General features: G+C 65.3%; 19 protein-coding genes and 1 tRNA gene. 16 read left to right on the top strand and 4 right to left on the bottom strand.

Features of this window, described 5'->3' with window-relative positions; translation table 11 throughout:
* Positions 1-11: 11 nt before the first annotated feature.
* Both ACODS4_RS12130 and mltA read right to left on the bottom strand, forming a co-directional pair.
* Entirely contained in the window at positions 12-533 is a 522-nt protein-coding gene (locus tag ACODS4_RS12130) for a GNAT family N-acetyltransferase (protein WP_488863904.1), read from the bottom strand.
* Positions 534-1,718, bottom strand: coding sequence for a murein transglycosylase A (mltA, locus tag ACODS4_RS12125; protein WP_488863902.1), 1,185 nt, complete (start codon positions 1,716-1,718; stop codon positions 534-536).
* 290 nt (positions 1,719-2,008) lie between these two features.
* On the opposite strand from mltA, the gene ACODS4_RS12120 reads away from it, so the two are divergent.
* The 3 genes from ACODS4_RS12120 to ACODS4_RS12110 all read left to right on the top strand — a co-directional run bounded on the left by ACODS4_RS12120 (position 2,009) and on the right by ACODS4_RS12110 (position 6,016).
* Entirely contained in the window at positions 2,009-3,418 is a 1,410-nt protein-coding gene (locus ACODS4_RS12120; protein ID WP_488863901.1) for an RsmB/NOP family class I SAM-dependent RNA methyltransferase, read from the top strand.
* Between the two features lie 511 nt (positions 3,419-3,929).
* Positions 3,930-5,450, top strand: a complete 1,521-nt coding sequence (locus ACODS4_RS12115; protein WP_488863899.1) for a leucyl aminopeptidase — start codon at positions 3,930-3,932, stop codon at positions 5,448-5,450.
* A gap of 116 nt (positions 5,451-5,566) precedes the next feature.
* Positions 5,567-6,016 (top strand): DNA polymerase III subunit chi, encoded by a 450-nt coding sequence (locus tag ACODS4_RS12110; protein ID WP_488863897.1) that lies wholly within the window; start codon positions 5,567-5,569, stop codon positions 6,014-6,016.
* A gap of 34 nt (positions 6,017-6,050) precedes the next feature.
* Here ACODS4_RS12110 and ACODS4_RS12105 read toward each other — a convergent pair whose 3' ends face one another.
* Positions 6,051-6,704, bottom strand: coding sequence for a DsbA family oxidoreductase (locus ACODS4_RS12105; protein WP_488863895.1), 654 nt, complete (start codon positions 6,702-6,704; stop codon positions 6,051-6,053).
* Between the two features lie 133 nt (positions 6,705-6,837).
* Here ACODS4_RS12105 and ACODS4_RS12100 point away from each other — a divergent pair, with 133 nt between their 5' ends.
* Positions 6,838-7,290 carry a hypothetical protein gene (locus ACODS4_RS12100; protein WP_488863893.1) on the top strand — a complete coding sequence of 151 codons (453 nt, stop codon included), beginning with the start codon at positions 6,838-6,840 and terminating at the stop codon, positions 7,288-7,290.
* Positions 7,291-7,330: 40 nt separating this feature from the next.
* On the opposite strand, the gene ACODS4_RS12095 is transcribed toward ACODS4_RS12100, so the two are convergent.
* Positions 7,331-7,732, bottom strand: a complete 402-nt coding sequence (locus ACODS4_RS12095) for a hypothetical protein (protein WP_488863891.1) — start codon at positions 7,730-7,732, stop codon at positions 7,331-7,333.
* A 576-nt stretch (positions 7,733-8,308) separates the two neighbouring features.
* On the opposite strand from ACODS4_RS12095, the gene ACODS4_RS12090 reads away from it, so the two are divergent.
* The 12 genes from ACODS4_RS12090 (at position 8,309) to ACODS4_RS12035 (ending at position 18,149) form a co-directional block, all read left to right on the top strand.
* Positions 8,309-8,536 (top strand): hypothetical protein, encoded by a 228-nt coding sequence (locus ACODS4_RS12090; RefSeq protein WP_488863890.1) that lies wholly within the window; start codon positions 8,309-8,311, stop codon positions 8,534-8,536.
* Between the two features lie 180 nt (positions 8,537-8,716).
* Positions 8,717-8,793, top strand: a tRNA-Asp gene (locus tag ACODS4_RS12085).
* A 310-nt stretch (positions 8,794-9,103) separates the two neighbouring features.
* Positions 9,104-9,472, top strand: coding sequence for an NADH-quinone oxidoreductase subunit A (locus ACODS4_RS12080; RefSeq protein ID WP_126998780.1), 369 nt, complete (start codon positions 9,104-9,106; stop codon positions 9,470-9,472).
* The gene (locus tag ACODS4_RS12075) at positions 9,463-10,008 is read left to right on the top strand and encodes a NuoB/complex I 20 kDa subunit family protein (protein ID WP_179166169.1); all 546 of its coding nucleotides are present in this window, start codon (positions 9,463-9,465) and stop codon (positions 10,006-10,008) included. Before ACODS4_RS12080 ends, ACODS4_RS12075 begins: the two co-directional genes overlap by 10 nt.
* A 27-nt stretch (positions 10,009-10,035) precedes the next feature.
* Complete coding sequence (locus ACODS4_RS12070) at positions 10,036-10,665, top strand: NADH-quinone oxidoreductase subunit C (RefSeq protein ID WP_488863887.1); 630 nt, start codon at positions 10,036-10,038, stop codon at positions 10,663-10,665.
* Positions 10,666-10,772: 107 nt separating this feature from the next.
* The gene (locus ACODS4_RS12065; protein ID WP_488863991.1) at positions 10,773-11,921 is read left to right on the top strand and encodes an NADH-quinone oxidoreductase subunit D; all 1,149 of its coding nucleotides are present in this window, start codon (positions 10,773-10,775) and stop codon (positions 11,919-11,921) included.
* Positions 11,918-12,553 (top strand): NADH-quinone oxidoreductase subunit NuoE, encoded by a 636-nt coding sequence (gene nuoE / locus ACODS4_RS12060; protein WP_488863885.1) that lies wholly within the window; start codon positions 11,918-11,920, stop codon positions 12,551-12,553. The genes ACODS4_RS12065 and nuoE overlap by 4 nt, the downstream gene beginning before the upstream one ends.
* Positions 12,554-12,567: 14 nt before the next feature.
* Positions 12,568-13,857, top strand: coding sequence for an NADH-quinone oxidoreductase subunit NuoF (gene nuoF, locus ACODS4_RS12055; protein WP_119830572.1), 1,290 nt, complete (start codon positions 12,568-12,570; stop codon positions 13,855-13,857).
* A gap of 15 nt (positions 13,858-13,872) precedes the next feature.
* Positions 13,873-15,936, top strand: a complete 2,064-nt coding sequence (gene nuoG, locus ACODS4_RS12050) for an NADH-quinone oxidoreductase subunit NuoG (RefSeq protein WP_488863883.1) — start codon at positions 13,873-13,875, stop codon at positions 15,934-15,936.
* Entirely contained in the window at positions 15,929-16,939 is a 1,011-nt protein-coding gene (gene nuoH / locus ACODS4_RS12045) for an NADH-quinone oxidoreductase subunit NuoH (protein ID WP_488863882.1), read from the top strand. The genes nuoG and nuoH overlap by 8 nt, the downstream gene beginning before the upstream one ends.
* 88 nt (positions 16,940-17,027) lie before the next feature.
* Complete coding sequence (gene nuoI, locus ACODS4_RS12040) at positions 17,028-17,516, top strand: NADH-quinone oxidoreductase subunit NuoI (protein WP_119830920.1); 489 nt, start codon at positions 17,028-17,030, stop codon at positions 17,514-17,516.
* 18 nt (positions 17,517-17,534) lie between these two features.
* Positions 17,535-18,149 carry an NADH-quinone oxidoreductase subunit J gene (locus tag ACODS4_RS12035; RefSeq protein WP_488863880.1) on the top strand — a complete coding sequence of 205 codons (615 nt, stop codon included), beginning with the start codon at positions 17,535-17,537 and terminating at the stop codon, positions 18,147-18,149.
* The last annotated feature ends 2 nt before the right edge of the window (positions 18,150-18,151 follow it).

Raw genomic sequence — 18,151 nt, 5'->3', positions numbered from 1 at the left:
CTATGGTCGTGTTAGCACAGCCGCCGCCCCAAAAACAGCAGCGGGCCGCGTTGCAGGGCGTCGGTGAATCCGGCGCGCTGGTAGAAGGCGACGTTGCGGGCGAAAATCCCGGTGACGAGGTGCAGACCCGGCAAGCCGTCGGCCCGGCAATCCTCGGCGAAGCGGTCCACCAACAGACGCCCGATTCCCCGGTCGCGCCAGCCGGGCCGGACATTGACGTGGAAATGCGCCGGGTAGGCGGCGAAATGATCGGCGAAGACCTCGTATTTCGGGATGGTCCGGTCGAGCGGCGTCGCCCCGGCGCTGTCCTTGCAGCCGGTCAGATAGCCGGTGATGGTCCCGTCCTCAGCCAGCGCGAACCACAGATCGGCGGGGGCGTGGGCGACGAACCAGCCGGTCCAGGTCGCCAGAAAGGCGGCGCGCTCTTCCACGCTGGCGAAGTCCGTGCGGGTGGTGGAGGCGAAAAAGATCGCCTCCAACGCCGCCAACGCCGATTCTTGGTCGGCCAGATCGGTCAGACGGACCAGCCGCATTTACTTGGTTTGAGCCTGGGCCGTCTGGAACGCCGCGTTGCGCGGGGCCAGCATGGTGAAGCGCCCGCGCGCCTTCATCACCCCGGCGCCCTCTTCGGCCTCCGCCCCGGCGCCCCAGAACAGATCGCCGCGCACCGCCCCCTTGATGGCGCCGCCGGTGTCCTGCGCCAGCACCAGCCGTTTGAAACCGCCGCCCGGCACCGGGGCCTCGCGCACCTCCAGCCACAAGGGCACGCCCAACGGCACATGATCGACGTCCACCGCCAGACTGCGGCCCGGCGTCAGCTCCATGTTGCGGGCGCCGCGTGGTCCGCCGTCCGTCCGCTGCTTGAAGAAGACGTAGGAGGGGTTGAGGTTCATCACGTCGTTGGCCTCGCCCGGATGCTCCTTCAGCCAGCGGCGGATCAGTTGCAGCGACATCTGGTCCGGCGTGGCGTCGCCCCGGTCGATGATGTGGCGGCCAATCGGGTAATAGCTGTGGCCGTTCTGCCCGCCATAGCTGAGGCCGACGTAGGAGCCGTCGGTCATCCGCACCCGGCCCGATCCCTGGATTTCCAGGAAAAAGGCGTCGATGGGATCGTCCACCCACAACAGTTCCAGCCCCCGGCCCTTCAACGCGCCGCTGGTGATGCGCGCGCGCGAGGGCAGGGAGCCTTGGTTGGGTCTGCGGTACAGCGGGGTGTTGAAACGCTCGCTGCGCGTCCAGCTTCCGCGCAATTCGCTTTCGTAATAGCCGGTGAACAGCCCCTCCTGCCCCGCGCCCAGCGTCACCGGGGTGAAGTTCGCCTCGAAGAACAGGCGGGCGGCTTCCGGGTCGTTGGACGGCAGACGGTTGGCGGCGGCGCAGATGGCGCGCCAATCGTCGGTGGTTCCGGCGGCGCGGTTCGCCCCCAGCGGCTTGCCCGGCGGCTGGTTTTTCACCCAACCGCAGGTGCGTTGCACGGCGGGCAGGGCTTCGGCGTGGTCGTCTTCGCCCCAACCGGCCAGCCCCCGGAAATCCGGCGCGATCTGTTCGGGGCTGACATAGGGCCGCTTGCCGCCGCCCGGCAGGTGGGCCGTGGGCGTGGTTCCGGCGCAGGCCGCCAGGGCCAAGGCCGCGCCCAACCCAACCGCGCGCCCGATCCCGCGCCCCATCGCTTCACGCGCCGCCGCTTCATGCGCCGCCGTCCAGCCCGCAACCGCCATCACGCCACCCCTTGCCCAAGACGCGCTGTTTCAAAACTCTTGGGGCGCGTCACGGCTTGTCACGCCAAAGTCACATCCCCGGCCCGTTTGTGCCGAGCGGCGTCGGCAGCGTCAACGGCTGTTTGCCCTGGTTCCGTCCCCCGCGCGCCGATGTCACGGCCCGTCATGGCGGCCCCGCCCGCCGCCGCCGCGCGCAAGACGTGACAAGCGACCGTAAAACGCGGTATCGACAGGGTGGGCCGACGCCGTTTTGCGTCCGCCGCATTTGCCCCCCGAAGGATTCCGCCACCATGACACCCGCCGCCCGCCTTCAGGCGGTCATCGAGCTGTTGACCGAGATCGACGAGATCGCCCGCCCCGCCGACGCGGTGATGAGCGCGTATTTCCGCAACCGTCGCTACATTGGCTCGAAGGACCGCAGCAACGTCGCGCAGACCACCTACGCGATCCTGCGGCGTCACGCGCGGCTGAGCTGGTGGATCGAACGCGCCGGGCATCGCCCGACGCCGCGCGCCCGCACGCTGGCCTATGCCCTGCTGGAAGAGCGCCGCAACGCGGGCGTCGTGCTGGAGATGTTCAGCGGCGGCAAATTCGCGCCGGAACGGATGACGGAAAACGAATTGGCGCTGGTCGGCGCGCTCGACACCCACACGCTGGAGCATCCCGAGATGCCCGAAGCGGTGCGCGTCGAATGCCCGGATTGGGCCGAGGGTCCGATCCGCGCCTCGCTGGGCGACCGTTTCGCGGTGGAGATGGAAAAACTGCTCGACGCCGCGCCGCTCGACCTGCGGATCAACCCGCTGAAGGCCAACCAGGCGAGCGCCATCAAGGCGCTGGCCAAGGCGCAGATCGTCGCCGAAACCACGCAATGGTCGCCGTTCGGCCTGCGGGTCAAGGGCCGTCCGCCGCTGGGTTCGGTTGAGGCGTTCAAGGACGGTCTGGTCGAAATCCAGGACGAAGGCTCGCAACTCGTCGCGCTGGCGGTGGCTCCGAAGCCCGGCCATCAGGTGGTCGATTTCTGCGCGGGCGCGGGCGGCAAGACGCTGGCCATCGCCGCCATGATGAAGAACAAGGGCCGCGTCGTCGCCTGCGACGTGCTGGCCGGTCGCCTGAAGCGCGCCGCCGAGCGGTTCCGCCGCGCCGGTCTGCACAACATCGAGGCGCACCCGCTGACCAGCGAGCGCGATCCCTGGGTGAAGCGCCATAAACGCAAGTTCGACCGCGTTCTGGTGGACGCGCCGTGCTCCGGCACCGGCACCTGGCGGCGCAACCCGGACAGCCGTTGGCGGCAACTCGGGCCGGGCCTGAGCGAGCTGGTGCCGTTGCAGGCCAACATCCTCGACAGCGCCGCGCGGCTGGTGAAGCCGGGCGGGCGCTTGGTCTACGCCACCTGCTCCATGCTGTTCGACGAAAATGAGGGGCAGATCGCCCATTTCCTGGAAACCCACCCGGAATTCACCGTCAAGCCGGTGGCCGAGGTGTGGGCGGAAGAGGGGTTCGGCCCGGTTCCCTGCGACGGCCCCTATCTGCGCCTGACCCCGGCCCGCCACGACACCGACGGCTTCTTCGCCGCCGTTCTCGACCGGAAGGCCGAGGAGGTCGCGGCTGAAACGGCGGATGATGGGGAAACCGCCAATCTGGACGGCGCCGAATTGGGCGAGGTCGATCCGCAAGACATCGCGACGGCGACCGACGCCTGAGCGGTTTGTGGTTTGAGCCGCGCTCCGGTTGGCCCCCTCCCTAACCCTCCCCCGCGAACGCGGGAGAGGGGACTGCCTCACCGCTTTCTCATGCTCCCTCTCCCGCGAAGCCTACTGGATGCACACATCTTTTTCTTTCTGCAACCAATTGAAATAAAACAGATTTTCCGTCATCCCCGCGCAGGCGGGGATCCAGAGTTTGCCAGACGAACCCTATGGGTAAGTCTGGATTCCCGCCTTCGCGGGAATGACGGAGAAAAGTTCTTTTTCTTCCAATGAGTTGCCTAAACCGAAGATGTGTGAATGCCGTAGCCCGCGAAGCGGGGGAGGGCTGGGGAGGGGGCATGGCGGCGCAGAACGAATCCAATCTCCGCCCCCGACCTTGACAGGCGGGGTGGCGCGGCCTTTATCGCTGGGTTAGGGTTTCACCCGCCATTTTCCTCCGGGCGCCGTCGGCGCCGTCTTCCTTCCGACCGCCGTCGGCGGCGTCGGGTCATTTCAAGAGGACCACATGAAGTTCTCCTTCGCGAAGCCGTCCTTGTCGTCGGCGCTGGGCAAGCCCGGCATCCTCGCCGTCACCGTCGCCACCGACCGCAGCCTCGGCGCGCTCGGGCAGGAGTTGGACCAGAAGACCGGCGGGGCGCTCGCCCGCGCCATGGCCGCCGCCCGCTTCACCGGCAAGAAGGATGAGACGCTGACCCTGCTGGCCCCGTCGGGGGTCGAGCTGGAGCGCGTGTTGCTGGTCGGCGTCGGCAAGGCCGAGGAAATCACCGACCTGACCCTGCAATCGGTCGGCGGCACGCTGTTCGTCACGCTGGACAAGGCGGGCGACGAGGCGTCGGTGCTGGTCGATCTGCCGGAGAGCGCGGCGCTGACCGGCGCGGTCGCCGCCGCCGAGATCGCCTTTGGCGCGCGTCTGCGCTCCTACAAGTTCGACAAATACAAGACCAACGACAAGAAGGCCGAGAAGAAGGAGCCGAAGCCGTCGCTGGGCAAGCTGACGCTGCTGGCCGACGGCGCGGACGAGGCCAAAAAGGCCTTCGCCAAACTCGACACGCTGGCCGACGCGGTGTTCTTCACCCGCGATCTGGTGTCGGAACCGGCGAACGTCATCTACCCGGAAAGCCTCGCCGACCGGACCAAGGCGCTGGAGGATCTGGGCGTCGAGGTCGAGATTCTGGAACCGAAGAAGCTGCGCAAGCTGGGCATGGGCGCTCTGCTGGGCGTGGCCCAGGGCAGCGCGCACGAGGCGCGCGTCGTCGTCATGCGCTACAACGGCAACGGCGACGGCGAGGACCAGCGCCCGCTGGCCTTCATCGGCAAGGGCGTGACCTTCGACACCGGCGGCATCTCCATCAAGGGCGCCGCCGGGATGGAGGACATGAAGTGGGACATGGGCGGTTCGGCGACCGTCATCGGCACGATGCACGCGCTGGCCGCCCGCAAGGCCAAGGTCAACGCCGTCGGCATCGTCGGTCTGGTGGAAAACATGCCGTCCGGCACGGCGCAGCGCCCCGGCGACATCGTCACCTCGCTGTCGGGCCAGACCATCGAGGTCATCAACACCGACGCCGAAGGCCGTCTGGTGCTGGCCGATTGCCTGTGGTACGCGCAGGACGTCTTCAAGCCCAAGCTGATGATCGACCTCGCCACCCTGACCGGCGCGATCATCGTCGCGCTGGGCCATGAGCACGCCGGTCTGTTCGCCAACAACGACGAGCTGGCGCAGAATCTGACCGCCGCCGGTCTGAAGGTCGGTCAGCCGCTGTGGCGTCTGCCGATGAACGACGCCTATGACAAGGAAATCGAAACCCCCGCCGCCGACATGAAGAATGTCGGGTCGGGCGGCGGGGCCGGCAGCATCGTCGGCGCGCAGTTCCTCAAGCGCTTCGTCAACGACGTGCCGTGGGCGCACATCGACATCGCGGGCGTGGCCTGGGCGAAGAAGGACGGCGCCACGGTGCCGAAGGGCGCGTCGGCCTTCGGCGTGCGTCTGCTCGATCGCTTCGTCGCCGATTTCCACGAAGCCTGATGTCACGCAGCCTGATTCCACGGGGGCTGAGATCGTGAGATGATGGAGCGCCTCGCCGCCGGTGACTCTGGCGGCGGGGCGTTTCGTTGACGATGCGAGAACGCGACCATTCCACGATGACCGAAGTCCGCTTTTACCATCTGCAACGCCGCAGGCTGGAACAGGCGCTGCCCAAGATCCTGGAAAAGGTTTTGGAGCGCAATTGGCGGGCCGTGGTGCTGGCCGCCTCGGCGGAGCGGGTGGACGCGCTCAATCAGCTTTTGTGGACCTACGATCCCAATTCGTTCCTGCCGCACGGCGCCGCCCGCGACGGCTTCGCCGACAAACAGCCGATCTGGCTGACGGCGGAGGATGAGAATCCGAACAACGCCACCGTGCTGGTGGTGGTCGATGGATCGGTCAGCGACCGGATGGACGGCTTCGATCTGGTCTGCGACCTGTTCGACGGCAACGACGAGGACGCGGTGCTGGCGGCGCGCGCCCGTTGGAAAGCCTGCAAGGCCGCCGGTCACGCCTTGACCTACTGGCAGCAAAACGAACGCGGCGGCTGGGACAAGCGGGCGTAATGGGTCGGCGGGGCGGGTCTTACCAGCGACCGATTCAGCCGTTCACCACCGACAGATTTTCCGAATCATCCACGCCAAGATCAAGCAGCGGCAGGAAACTGGCCGGTTCTTGCGCGCCCGACAGCGCGTAGCGCCGATCAAAGATGTAGCAGGGAACCGCCTGCAATCCCATCTGGCGGGCCAGCGCGTCGGCGGACTGGACCGCCGCGCTTTCCGCGTCGGTGGCCAGTTGTTGTTTGGTTTCCGTCGCGTCCAGTCCAACGGCGGTGGCGGTGGCGGCCAGAACATCGTGATCGCTGATGTCCAACCCCTGGACGAAATAGGCGGCGAACAGGGCGTCGGCCATGGCGTTGCCCTGGCCATGCCGCCCGGCGATGCGAATCGCCCGGTGCGCGTCAAAGCTGTTGGGCGTGCGGCGTATGCGGTCGAGCGCCAGCGGCAGCCCGTCGCGTTCGGCGGTGTCCTCAACCATGCGGTAAATTTGCCGCGCCCGCTCCGGTCCGCCGAACTTCAGCGCCAGATAATCGGAACGGGCCATTCCGCCCGGCGGCATGTCCGGGTTGAGCTGAAACGGCTGCCAGCGGATGTTGGGGCGAAGCCCAGGCCGCAATTCCAACGCGCGCGCCAATCGGTTCTTGCCGATGTAGCACCACGGACAAATCAGATCGGCGAAGGTTTCGATCAGCATGTCCGCCACTATCGCCGCGCGGGCGCCGACGGGCAACGATTAGTTCATCGCAACACTTTGTTAACCGATGTGGATCGACAGTCGAACTCGGCCCCGACGTCTTGGTCGCGGCTGTGTCAAGGGCGCGCGGGCGATGAGCAATTCCTACGTTGACGGCAAAGTGCGCGAAGCGATCCTGGCGTCGAAGGGCAGCCGGGCGCTGGCGCAGAAGATTTTGATGGGCTGGGCCGCGACCGACCCCGATTTGCTGCGTGGCATGGCGCAACCCTTTCTCAAAGCCATCGTCGCCGCCGCCATCGAGCGGGCGGCGCGTCCACAATCCGCCGCGCCGTCGCGCGCGCGCGCGGGCGCGGCGGCGGGCGGCGCGCGTCCGTCCGCCTCGGGCTTGAGCCGGGACGCTTTGGAAAATGTGCTGAATCAATTGGGACGAGAGCCGGGGGACCGGGATGGCGGGACGCCGTCCGGCGGCGCGGCTCCGCTCGATTCCGCGCCGCGCCCGACGGGAGCCGCCGCCGCTGGCGGTCCCAATCACGAAAAGGCGATGATGGCCATCGCCAAGGCCTTCGTCGCCAAGAAAATCCGCTGATTCGCCCTTTGAAACGCCCATCCCCGCGTCGGGTCGCGGCTCAATCGTCAAACCAGCCCTTGGCCTTGGGCGCGGCGGGCTTGAGGTCCGGCGGCGGGCTGGCGAGCGCGGTGTAACCGTTCTTGTAGGGGTCGGGGATGTGGTGACACTCCACATCGGCCAAGGTCCGGTAGCAATAGAGCCGCGAGCGGTCAACCACGAGCTTTTCCGGGCAATAGGTTCCCGTCTCCGTCAGGCTGATGATCGAGCAATCCTGTCCGGTGATGCCGGACGCCACATGATCGCCAATGGTCTTTTTGGTGGCGTTCAAGCTGACCATATCGACGCCAACCGCCGCGCCGGTCAGTTGAGTCGCGGTGCAACCGCTCTGCGCCAGCCAGGACGCCAGCAAAACCGCCATCCACACCGGCTGGCGTCGGCCTCGCGTCGTTGCGGTTTTCATCCTGCTCATCCCGATCCGTGACGTGCGTGGCGGTTTTCCGGCGTCGGGCGCCGATTCCTTCTCCAACCCTGGCATTGCGCGCCAACGTGATTAACAACCCCTAAATGGCCCTATCGGAGCAGCGCGCAAATCCGCGAACGGCATTGAACCAGGACGAAGGCGTCCTTGTCTTCCGAACAGCCGACTTTGAACACCGTGTTCCCTTCCCGTCCAGGGGCGTAGCGCATGACGTCAACCTTGGCGGGCGTGCAGTTTCCCTGTGATTTGGCGACCTCCTTCGCTTCAGCTTGCCCGGCCGACACATTGGCGGCCGCGTTGGCCATGCCGGGCGCGACGACCGCGAGACAGAGCGCGACGGCGAGGCGCCGCCAGCGCGGGCCGAATGGGAAACGGGCGGCGGGGGAGGGAGGGGGCTGTCGCATGCCCGCAGTATGGCACGCGGCGGATGAGGTCGAAAGCGCTCCGGCGCCCGCGTCAAGCCGAAGAGGGAGCGTTTTGATTCACAAATCCTCGGCGCGGGGCCTCTGATTCTGATAGGCTTCTGCAACGCCGAGACAACCGGGACTGGGGGGAATCATGACCTTGAACGAACGCCGCTTGGGAGACCGCATCCTGGCCGCGCTGGATTTGGCGTTGGAGCAACGGCATCTGGATGTGGCCGAACATTTGGCGCGCGCGTTGGAAGACGCCCTGACGCGATTCGGCGGCCCGGACGCCGTGGACCATCGCGATTTGTCCGAAGGCATGATCCAAGCGTTCGAGAAGCTTGATGAGTTGCGCCGGGCCGAGCACAGCCTGTCTTGAGCGGCCTCGCGCTCCATTGCCGCAGGATGTGGAAAACAAGAGCCGCAAGTTTTTTCAAATTTGTGATTGACAGGGATGGGGTTGGCGTCTAAAAACCGCCCACCGAACGACGGGGGCCAGACGGCCTTCGGAAAACGGAAGGCGCCTCAAGGCGTTAGCCGAATTCCACAGTCGCTCAGCGCGGGTGTAGCTCAGTTGGTTAGAGCGCCGGCCTGTCACGCCGGAGGCCGCGGGTTCAAGTCCCGTCACTCGCGCCACTTTCCTTTTGAAATTTAAAAATTCCTGAGAGTAATTCTCAACAGGTCCGCGCTTCGCGGGCCTTTTTGCATTTGTCCTCTCCTTTCCTCAACAGCGCGTAAAGCGTGGTATTACCAAGGGTAATTCTGTAATCAAACGACCCCTTTTGCGTTGTGGAAAGCGTTCAAAGCCCTTTCCTTGCTCTCGCTCTCGGCATATATTCCGGCCCGTCTGATGGGCTAATCCAAGGCATTCCTGCCGCGTCGCGCGCGTCCACCGATCAAGCGGTTGGAACGGCGTCCGTGGCCGTGGGCTTATGGGAGGAACGCGGTGTCGACTCCGCTGATCATTGAGTATCTTCCGATCCTGGTGTTTCTGCTGATCGGTATCGCGCTGGCCGTGGTGATGGTGGGCGCGTCCTACGTCATCAGCCCGAAGAACCCGGACGCCGAAAAGGTCTCCCCCTACGAATGCGGCTTCGAGCCGTTCGAGGACGCCCGCACCAAGTTCGACGTTCGATTCTATCTGGTCTCGATCCTGTTCATCATCTTCGATTTGGAAGTCGCGTTCCTGTTCCCCTGGGCCATCGCGCTGGGCGACATCGGGCTGTTCGGCTTCTGGTCGATGATGCTGTTCCTGGGCATCCTGACCATCGGCTTCATTTACGAGTGGAAAAAAGGAGCGCTGGAATGGGAGTAGAGGTCGCCAAGCCGCTGGCGCCAATTCCGCCCGGACCGGAACAGGACGCGTACATCCGCGCCGTCTCCGACGAAATCCAGGACAAGGGATTCGTGCTGGCCAAGTACGAGGATCTGTTGGCCTGGGCGCGCACCGGCTCGCTGTGGCCGATGACCTTCGGTCTGGCCTGCTGCGCGGTGGAGATGATCCACGCCTACATGAGCCGGTACGATCTGGACCGCTTCGGCGTGATTCCGCGTCCCAGCCCGCGCCAGTCCGATTGCATGATCGTCGCCGGCACGCTGACCAACAAGATGGCCCCCGCGCTGCGCAAGGTCTATGACCAGATGCCGGAACCGCGCTGGGTCATCTCGATGGGATCCTGCGCCAACGGCGGCGGTTACTACCATTACTCTTACGCGGTGGTGCGCGGCTGCGACCGGATCGTGCCGGTGGACATCTATGTGCCGGGTTGCCCGCCGACGGCGGAAGCCCTGGTCTATGGCATCCTCCAGCTTCAGAAAAAGATCCGGCGCGGCAACCGCATCGCTCGCTAAGACCAGTCAGAAGGCAGGGTACGGCCCATGTCCGAACAGGCGTTGAAGGAACTCGGGGACGCGATCGCCGCCAAGCTTGGCGACGACGTCCTGACGGTTGAGGTGAGGCTCGGCCAGTTGATGGTGACGGTCAAGCGGGCCGCCATCCTCTCGGCGCTGACCACGCTGCGTGACGATCCGGTCTGCTCGTTCGAGCAGTTGACCGACGTCACGGCGGTGGATTACCCGGATCGCGTCGAGCGGTTCGAGGTGGTCTACCAACTCCTCAGCTACAAGCACAACCGGCGCATGCGCGTGAAGCTGACCACCGACGAGGACACGCCCGTCCCGTCGGCGGTGTCCGTCTACAGCGCGGCCAACTGGTTCGAGCGCGAGACCTGGGACCTGTTCGGCGTCTTCTTTGACAACCACCCGGACCTGCGCCGCATCCTCACCGATTATGGGTTCGAGGGGCATCCGTTCCGCAAGGATTTCCCGCTGACCGGCTACGTCGAGGTTCGCTACGACGAAGACCAGAAGCGCGTGGTCTACGAGCCGGTGCGGCTGACGCAGGATTTCCGCAGCTTCGACTTCCTCAGCCCGTGGGAAGGCATGACCAACGTCATGCTGCCCGGTGACGAGAAAGCCGCCCTCCAGGACGGGAGCAAGAAGCCGTGAGCATGACGACCGTGACGAGCGAAACGGCGACCGGCGCCGAGGCGACTGGGGTCGTCGTGGCTGGCGCCGGCGGCCCGGCCGCCAAGACGCAGATCAAGCCCTACACGATGAATTTCGGGCCGCAGCACCCGGCGGCCCACGGCGTGCTCCGTCTGGTGATGGAGCTGAACGGCGAAGTGGTCGAGCGGTGCGACCCGCACATCGGCCTGCTGCACCGTGGCACCGAAAAGCTGATCGAATACAAGACCTACATCCAGGCGACGCCCTATTTCGACCGCCTCGATTACGTCAGCCCGATGTGCATGGAGCACGCCTTCGTGCTCGGCGTCGAGAATCTGTTGCAGATCAAGCTGCCGTTGCGCGCGCAATACATCCGCGTGCTGTTCTCGGAAATCACCCGCATCCTGAACCACATTCTCGCGGTCACGATGGGCGCCATCGACGTCGGCGCCATCACCCCGCCGCTGTGGGGCTTCGAGCAGCGCGAGCTGCTGATGGAGTTTTACGAGCGGGTGTCGGGCGCGCGTCTGCACGCCAATTATTTCCGTCCGGGCGGCGTCGCCTGGGACCTGCCGGATGGTCTGCTTGAGGATATTTGGGCGTTCACCGAGAATTTCCCCAAATTCATGGAAGACGTCGACAATCTGTTGACCGACAACCGCATCTTCAAGCAGCGCACCGTCGACATCGGCATCGTCACCAAGGAACAAGCGCTCGATTGGGCTTTCACCGGCCCGATGCTGCGCGGCTCCGGCGTCGCCTGGGATCTGCGCAAGTCGCAGCCCTATGAGGTCTATGACCGCATGGACTTCGACGTTCCGGTCGGGCTGACGGGCGATTGCTGGGCGCGCTATCTGGTCCGCATGGAAGAGATGCGCCAGTCGCTGCGCATCATCCGCCAGTGCTGCAAGGAGATGCCGGACGGTCCTTACAAGATCGAGGACCGGAAGGTGTCGCCGCCGCCGCGCGGCGAGATGAAGCGGTCGATGGAAGCGCTGATCCACCATTTCAAGCTCTTCACCGAAGGCTTCCACGTTCCGGCGGGCGAAACCTACACCGCCATCGAAGCGCCCAAGGGCGAATTCGGCGTGTATCTGGTGTCCGACGGCACGAACAAGCCCTACCGCTGCAAGATCCGCGCGCCGGGATTTGCCCATCTTCAGGGCCTGGACTTCATGTCCAAGGGTCACATGCTGGCCGACGCCGTCGCCAACATCGCGTCCATGGACATCGTTTTCGGAGAGATCGATCGATGAGCGCGCCCGCTTCCGATCACGGCCACGAGCCGACGAGCTTTGCCTTCACCCAGGAGAATCTGGAGCTGGCCAAGCGAATCATCGCCAAATACCCGGAAGGCAAGCAGGCCAGCGCCTGCATGCCGCTGCTGGACGTCGCCCAACGCCAGAATGGCGGCTGGTTGCCCCGCGTCGCCATGGACGCCGTGGCCGACCTGTTGGGGATGCCGCGCATCCGCGTGTATGAGGTGGCGACCTTCTACACGATGTACAACAAGAATCCGGTCGGCAAGCATCACATCCAGGTCTGCACCACCACCCCCTGCTGGCTGCGCGGTTCGGACGACATCGTCCACGCCTGCAAGAAAAAGCTGGGCGTCGGGCTGGGCGAGACCACGGCGGACGGTGAGTTCACGCTGGGCGAGGTTGAATGCTCGGGCGCCTGCGTCAACGCGCCGGTTGTCCAGATCGGCGACGACTATTACGAAGACGTCGCGCCGGAGCACATCGACGGGCTGATCGAGGCGCTCAAGCGCGGTGAAAAGCCCAAGGCCGGGTCGCAGATCGGTCGCCAATCGTCGGAGCCGCTCGGCGGGCCGACCACGCTGGCGGCCTTCACCACGCCCAGCACTTCCAATCTGGCTGACGACTGAGGGGGGAGACCGCGATGCTTCGCGACGAGGACCGCATCTTCACCAACCTCTACGGCTTCCAGGACTTCGGTCTTGAGGCGGCCCGCAAGCGCGGTGACTGGGACAACACGGCGGCCATTCTCCAGAATGGGCGCGAGTGGATCATCGACAACGTCAAGGAATCGGGCCTGCGCGGACGCGGCGGCGCCGGATTCTCGACCGGCATGAAGTGGTCCTTCATGCCGAAGAACGTGACCGACAAGCCCGTCTATCTGGTCATCAACGCCGACGAGGGCGAGCCTGGCACCTGCAAGGACCGCGACATTCTGCGCCACGATCCGCACAAGCTGATCGAAGGCTGCCTGATCGCCGGTTTCGCCATCGGGGCCAGCGCCTGCTACATCTACATCCGTGGCGAGTTCTACAACGAAAGCTCCAACGTCCAGCGCGCGATTGACGAGGCGTATGCGGCGGGGCTGATCGGCAAGAACGCCTGCGGCACCGGCTACAGCTACGACGTCTTCATCCACCGGGGCGCTGGCGCCTACATCTGCGGAGAGGAAACCGCGCTCATCGAGTCCATCGAGGGCAAGAAGGGCCAGCCGCGCAACAAGCCGCCGTTCCCCGCCCAGGCCGGTCTCTATTCCTGCCCGACCACGGTGAACAACGTCGAATCGATCGCGGTGGTTCCGACCATTCTGCGGCGCGGCGCCGGTTGGTTCGCCGGTCTTGGCCGCCCGAAGAACACCGGCACCAAGCTCTTCTGCATCTCCGGGCACGTCAACAAGCCGTGCAACGTCGAAGAAGAGATGGGCATCCCGCTGAAGGAGCTGATCGAGCGTCACGCCGGCGGCGTGCGCGGCGGTTGGGACAATCTGCTGGCGATCATCCCCGGCGGCTCCTCGGTTCCAGTGCTGACCAAAGAGATCTGCGACACCGTCCTGATGGATTTCGACTCGCTGCGCGACGTCCGCTCCGGCCTCGGCACGGCGGCGGTCATCGTCATGGACAAGTCGACCGACATCGTGAAGGCCATCGCCCGGCTGTCGAGCTTCTACGCGCATGAATCCTGCGGCCAATGCACGCCGTGCCGCGAAGGCACCGGCTGGATGAGCCGAGTCATGCAGCGGATGGTGACGGGCAACGCCCGGATGGAGGAAATCGACCTGCTGCTGCAAGTCACCAAGCAGGTCGAAGGTCACACCATCTGCGCGCTGGGCGACGCCGCCGCGTGGCCGATCCAGGGCCTGTTCCGCCACTTCCGCCCGGAAGTCGAGCGGCGCATCCAGGCCTATCGCAACGCTGCGCCGCTGGCGGCTGAGTAAGGAGTTCCCGTTCCCATGCCGAAACTTACCATCGACGGGATCGAGATCGAGGTCGAGCCGGGCACCTCGATCCTCCAGGCTTGCGAGCAACTGGGGATCGAGATTCCGCGCTTTTGCTACCACGAGCGCCTCAGCGTGCCGGCCAACTGCCGCATGTGTCTGGTGGAGATGGAGCGCGCGCCCAAGCCGGTCGCGTCCTGCGCCATGCCCTGCGGCGACGGTATGGTCGTCAAGACCAACAGCGAGACCGTCCTGAAGGCCCGCAAGGGCGTCATGGAGTTCCTGCTCATCAACCACCCGCTGGATTGCCCGATCTGCGATCAGGGCGGCGAGTGCGATTTGCAGGACCAGGCCATGGCCTATGGCTTCGACCGGGGCCGCTACCTGGAAAACAAGCGCGCCGTCCAGGACAAATATATGGGTCCGGTCATCAAGACCATCATGACCCGTTGCATCCATTGCACCCGCTGCGTCCGCTTCATCAACGAAGTGGCCGGCGTCCCCGACGTGGGCGCCGTGTACCGTGGCGAGCATATGGAGATCACCACCTTCGTTGAAAAGGCCATCGGGTCGGAATTGTCGGGCAATCTCGCCGACGTCTGCCCGGTCGGCGCGCTGACCCACAAGCCCTACGCCTTCACGGCGCGGCCCTGGGAACTGCGCAAGACCGAGACCATCGACGTGCTCGACGCGGTCGGCTCGAACATCCGCGTCGACGCGCGCGGGGCCGAGGTGATGCGTGTTCTGCCGCGCGTCAACGACGACATCAACGAGGAATGGCTGAGCGACAAGAGCCGTTACGCCTATGACGGGCTGAAGCGCCAGCGCCTTGACCGTCCCTATGTGCGCAAGAACGGAAAGCTGGTCGCGGCGAGCTGGGCCGACGCCTTCGCCGCCATCGCCGCCAAGGTCAAGGGCGTGGCGGGCGACCGCATCGCCGCGATCTCCGGCGATCTGGCCGACGTGGAGGCCCAATTCGCTCTGAAGGAGCTGATGGGCCGTCTGGGATCGACCAACCTGGATTGCCGCCAGGACGGCGCGCGCTTCGACACCTCGGTGCGCGCGGGCTATCTGTTCAATTCCGGCATCGCCGGGATCGAAAAGGCGGACGTCATCCTGCTGGTCGGCACCAACCCGCGTTGGGAAGGCACGCTGGTCAACGCCCGCATCCGCAAGCGCTATCTGGCTGGCAACGTCAAGATCGCGCTGATCGGCGAGCAAAAGGATCTGACCTACCCCTACGCCCACATCGGCGCGGGGCCGGAGACGCTCCAGCAGCTCACCGACGGCTCGCACCCCTTCTCCGAGACGCTGCGCAACGCCAAGAACCCGCTGATGATCGTCGGCATGGGCGCGTTCCAGCGCGCTGACGGTTTGGCGGTTCAGGCCGCCGCCCGCATCACCGGCGAAGTCTATGGCATGTTCCGCGACGATTGGAGCGGCTTCAACGTGCTGCACACCGCCGCCGGGCGCGTCGGCGGCATCGAGACCGGCTTCCTGCCGGGGCCGGGCGGTCGCGACCTGCACGGCATCCTTGACGGGGCGAGCAAGGGCGAGATCGACGTCGTCTATCTGCTGGGCGCCGACGAGATCGACACGGCCAAGCTGGGCAAGGCCTTCGTGGTCTATCAGGGCCACCATGGCGACGCCGGGGCGCACCGCGCCGACGTGATCCTGCCGGGCGCCGCCTACACCGAAAAGAACGCGGTCTACGTCAACACCGAAGGCCGTCCGCAGCTCGCCCGTCTGGCGGCGTTCCCGCCCGGCGAAGCGCGCGAGGATTGGAAGATCCTGCGCGCCCTGTCGGAAGCGCTGGGCGCCACGCTGCCCTTCGACACGCAGACGCAGCTGCGCCAGCGTCTGATCGCGGCGAACCCGATCTTCGCGTCGGTCGGCCAGATGACGCCCGCCACCTGGGCGCCGTTCGGCGCGCAAGGGCCGGTCGACTCGGCGCCCTTCGTGTCGCCGATCACCAACTTCTACATGACCGACCCGATCAGCCGGGCGTCGGTGACGATGGCCAACTGCGCGGAAGCGCTGGTCGGCCCGGCTCAGGAGAGGACTGGCACCCATGGCTGAGTTCTTTAGCGGCTTCCTGCTGCCGCTCATCATCATGGTTCTGAAGATCCTGGCGATCACCGTGCCTTTGCTGGTCGCGGTGGCCTTCATGACCTACGCCGAACGCAAGATCATGGGCGCGATGCAGTTGCGCCAGGGGCCGTCGCTGGTCGGTCCCTTCGGTCTGCTGCAACCCTTCGCCGACGGCCTGAAGCTGTTCGCCAAGGAGCAGATCCTGCCCGAGGGCGCCAACCGCGTCGTCTTCTACATCGCGCCGATGATTACCTTCTTCCTGGCGCTGGTCGCCTGGGCGGTCATCCCGTTCGATTACGGCGTCGTGCTGTCGAACATCAACGTCGGCGTCCTGTATCTCTTCGCGATCTCGTCGCTGGGCGTGTACGGCATCGTCATGGCGGGCTGGGCGTCGAACTCGCGCTACGCCTTCCTCGGCGCGCTGCGTTCGGCGGCGCAGATGGTGTCGTATGAGGTCTCGATGGGCCTCATCATCATCACGGTGCTGCTCTGCGTCGGCTCGCTGAACCTGACGGCCATCGTGCACGCGCAGGAGAAGATCTGGTTCGCGATCCCGCTGTTCCCGATGTTCATCATGTTCTTCATCTCGGCTTTGGCTGAGACGAACCGTTCGCCCTTCGATTTGCCGGAAGGCGAGTCGGAGTTGGTCGCCGGCTTCATGGTGGAATACAGCTCGGCCCCCTTCGCGCTCTTCTTCCTCGGCGAATACGCCAACATGATCCTGATGAGCGCGATGACCAGCATCCTGTTCCTGGGTGGTTGGCTGTCGCCCTTGCCCTTCGCGCCCTTCACCTGGGTGCCGGGCATCGTCTGGTTCGCGTTGAAGATCAGCGCCTGTCTGTTCACGTTCGTGTGGGTTCGCGCCACCATGCCGCGCTACCGCTACGACCAGTTGATGCGGCTGGGGTGGAAGGTTTTCCTGCCATTCTCGCTGTTCTGGGTCGTTCTGACCGCCGGTGTGTTGGTGACGTTCGGTTGGCTGCCCAAGTAAGCCGCCCGATCAAGCCCATCACTGAATTTCGTTGAAGATGCCGACGCGCCCGTCGCGGCCCGTCGGCAAGGAAGGAGACGAAGAGGCCATGGCGTTCCTCGACCGCGCGGCGCGCAGCCTGTTCCTGACCGAGTTGGTGAGCGGCCTTGCGCTGACCTTCAGCTATATGTTCAAGCCAACGGTCACGCTGAACTACCCGTATGAGAAGGGGCCGATCAGCTCCCGCTTCCGTGGCGAGCATGTCTTGCGCCGCTACGCGAACGGCGAGGAGCGGTGCATCGCCTGCAAACTCTGCGAGGCGGTGTGCCCGGCGTTGGCCATCACCATCGAGGCCGAACCGCGCGACGACGGCAGCCGCCGGACGACGCGCTACGACATCGACATGACCAAATGCATCTACTGCGGCCTCTGCCAAGAAGCCTGCCCGGTGGACGCGGTGGTCATGGGGCCGAACTTCGAGTTCTCCACCGAAAATCGTGAAGAGCTTTTTTACAACAAGCAGAAGCTGCTGGCGAACGGCGACCGCTGGGAGGCGGAGATTGCCCAGAACCTCGCGGCCGAGGCTCCATACCGGTAAGCGGAAGCGAGAAATTCGATGATACTGCAAGGCATCGCCTTTTACGTGTTCGCCGCGCTGCTGGTGGCCTCCGGTGTGATGGTCATCTCGTCGCGGAATCCTGTTCACTCCGTCCTGTATCTCATCCTCGCCTTTTTCCAGGCGGCGGGTCTGTGCCTGCTGATGGGCGCCGAATTCATCGCGATGATCCTGGTCATCGTCTATGTCGGCGCGGTCGCGGTGCTGTTCCTGTTCGTGGTGATGATGCTGGACATCAACTTCCGCGAATTGCGGCAGGGCGCCCTGGAGGTTCTGCCGCTGGGCGGTTTGATCGGCTTGATCCTGCTGGCCGAACTGGCCGCCGTCGTCGGCGGTTGGATCGTCGCGCCGGGCGTTGAAAAGCTCGCCGCCGCGCCGACCCCGGCGATCACCTCGGTGACGAACACCCAGGCCCTGGGCCAGTTGATGTACACCCAGTATGTCTATCTGTTCCAAGCCTGCGGCGTCGTCCTGCTGATCGCCATGATCGGGGCCATCGTGCTGACGCTGCGTCATCGCGAGGGCGTGCGGAAGCAGAACATCGGCGCCCAGCTCGCCCGTCGCCGGGACGAGGTTGTCGCCATCCGCAAGGTTTCGTCCGGGGAGGGCGTGTAATC

Source organism: Azospirillum sp. FG154, from assembly GCF_057809575.1.
Note: the sequence above shows the minus strand (reverse complement) of the source record. Positions and strands in the feature narration are given on the sequence as shown.